Annotated in this window: 2 protein-coding genes; both read right to left on the bottom strand. The window is 61.0% G+C overall.

What is annotated here, in order from left to right; genetic code table 11:
• Positions 1-99: 99 nt before the first annotated feature.
• Positions 100-1,545, bottom strand: coding sequence for a pilus assembly protein TadG-related protein (locus tag VTU_RS0114895; protein WP_010105525.1), 1,446 nt, complete (start codon positions 1,543-1,545; stop codon positions 100-102).
• Between the two features lie 11 nt (positions 1,546-1,556).
• Positions 1,557-1,829, bottom strand: coding sequence for a Flp family type IVb pilin (locus VTU_RS0114890; RefSeq protein ID WP_010105524.1), 273 nt, complete (start codon positions 1,827-1,829; stop codon positions 1,557-1,559).
• Positions 1,830-2,461: the final 632 nt, after the last annotated feature.

The following is a 2,461-nucleotide window of genomic DNA, read 5'->3' as shown; positions in this document are numbered from 1 at the left end:
GCATCAGCAGGAACAGGCCAAGGACGGCCGCAGAAATGGTGAGGAATTCGACCAGCGCCTGGCCCTGCTGCGGCGGCGTACCCCGGAAGGCTGCGTTATTCATGGGATGAGCGCTCCCTGGCGCAGTTGCTGCGCCTGCACGTCGGTTTCTGAATGAACCAGGCGCACCTGCCAATAGGGGTTGAACAGGCTGGCGAGTTCGCGGGGGCGATTCAGGGTTTTGCCGTAGAGGTTTTCGTGCTGATCGATCGGGCGCTCGAAGTACACCTCGGAGGTGGCCACTGCAGCCATTACCTCGTTGGCCACCCGGCTTTCGTAGGCGTTGATGCGGCTGCCGCTGCGGGTCCTTATCTCGCTCCTGCCGTCGGAGGTGCGCAGTTCGCTGCGTGCGCGGACCAGGCGCACACTGAATTGCAGCGCGGGATCGCTCTTGTCCAGTTGCTGCTGGCTGAGATCGTAGTAGCTGGGTATGCCGCTGTAGCCCATCCAGTGCGAGGACGATGCCATGCTCGATGCCTCCGGGTTGTCTCGGGCGCCGCCCAGGGATGCCTCTGAATCGTCCTGGTCCTGGCCCTCGGGATGCGCCTGCTGCTCGCCGTAGGCGATGGGATTTTCCCAGTATTTGCAACGAAAAAAGCGGTATCGCACCTCCCACCAAGACTCGGTGTCTTGCGCAATCCACTCGTCATAGTTGACCAGATCGGTGCCTCCACCTCGGCTCACTCTGCTGCGGGAAGTAAAGCAAGCCGGGGCTACTGCAAAGGAATCCCATTTGCGCTTGCGCGTGAATTCGTCGGTATGTGCGGCATAGCTGGCCAGTTCGGCCATGCGCTTGCGGTCCTGGCCGCTGTACTTGCGCGTGAAACTGCCCCAGTCGTCGGTCAGCGCCGAGGCCATGCCCGGACCCAGGGGCTCTACCTCCACGCTGCCGTCATTGGCGTAGTTGGCCCGGGCGACGTCCTGCATCACCTCGGCGCGCAGGCTCTGCAAATAGAGCGGGGCATGCAGCAGGTTGTGGGCTTGCTGTATCGCCTTCTTGTTGAGTTCCGCCGCCTTCACCACTTTCTCCGTCAGGTCCGGCACCTCCTTGGCTACATCTTCTATGTATTGGCCCAGATACTGCACGACGGCATAGCACATGAGCCCATACTTGGCACCGTATTTGGCCCCGCCAGTCCAGAACAGCGAATAGCCGCTTGAATCAAGGCATTCGGGGAATTGGCCTGGCAGGTTCTGCACGCGGGTCTCCGCGTACTGCGCCCACGATGACAGACTGACCATCTGGGCCACGAGCACCTCGTTGGCGACCAGCGCGCGGTTGCCGTAGGCGCTGAAATTCAACGCCCGCGCGTGCATCACGCCGGCGCTGTAGGCCACTGCATCGACCGTGTTCACCAGCTTGGTTTTTTCCTGGGAAAGCTGGCCGGTGTTGAACAGGAAGAACAGTGCAGCCAGGGCGCCGATCACGACAAACATGCCGTAGATCAGCGCCTGCCCGCGCTGCCGGGCGGCCCCCCGCCCGCCTTGTTGGACGACGCAGTGCATGGGGTAGTTGCTTACTTGTTCTTGTAAGCGTCAAGACCCTTTACTTTCCGCTCGGTATCGGCCTTCTTGGCCGCGGCGTCGGCTGCAGTGATCGCAGTCTGAGCGGATTGGCCCGCGACCTCGTTGGCGATGCCCGACATTTGCGCTCGGATGGTCTCGCCAAAAGCTTGATAGACCGCGATGGCAGCGACCCCGATGAGCGCCACGATGACGATGTATTCGGTCATGCCTTGGCCACGTTGCTTTTTGGCGGTGCGGCGGGTGTTGAAGAGAGTGCGGAACATGTCAGAACCTCCTGAGCCGGTTGCGGATGAAGAAAAAAAGTGCCTTTTTTTTGGAAGGATCATATAGCAACTTTAGCGACATTTATATGACTTTCCATGGGGTATTCGATAGAAATTTTCCAATGAATAGCAATTGCATTACAAATGTATTGCCATTTTTAAATACGAAATATGATTTTAAAACCTTATTTTTCTGCGGGTTTTAGCGCCGGCCTCGCCGGGACGCAGCAGGCCCGTGCTGGGTGACGGTGATCTGCTGTTCTTGCAAATGCCAAAGCGGAGTACCTCGGAGCAGTAGGCGCGAGGCGCGAGGCGCCGCCAGCGTCTATGCGACCTTCCCGAAGCAGGCCGGTTCAGGCGCCCAGCGAGTGGCACAGGGCGTAGGCGTGGCGTTTACCGGCGATCAACGCTTGCGTGTCGGCCACCGCGCATGGGGCCGCCCGTGGGCCGAGCGCCAGGTGTGTTTGCGCTCGCCCGCGGCGCGCGGGCGAGCGGTGTGCTCTCATGGATCGGGCGTGGTCGGCGGGCTCCAGTGCCTGCCGGGAATCGCGGCGATGAGGCGCTGCGTGTATGCGTTGCGCGGGTGCTCGAAAACCTCGGACGGTGTGCCGCACTCGACGATGCGGCCCTGG

It is taken from the genome of Verminephrobacter aporrectodeae subsp. tuberculatae At4, assembly GCF_000193225.1.
In the GTDB taxonomy this organism is placed as follows: domain Bacteria; phylum Pseudomonadota; class Gammaproteobacteria; order Burkholderiales; family Burkholderiaceae_C; genus Acidovorax; species Acidovorax aporrectodeae.
This window is presented reverse-complemented; position numbering and strand designations above follow the sequence as displayed.

Coding starts and splice junctions, on each gene's coding strand:
- VTU_RS0114890 (WP_010105524.1), bottom strand. CDS start 1,829: ATGTTCCGCACTCTCTTCAACACCCGCCGCACCGCCAAAAAGCAACGT.
- VTU_RS0114895 (WP_010105525.1), bottom strand. CDS start 1,545: ATGCACTGCGTCGTCCAACAAGGCGGGCGGGGGGCCGCCCGGCAGCGC.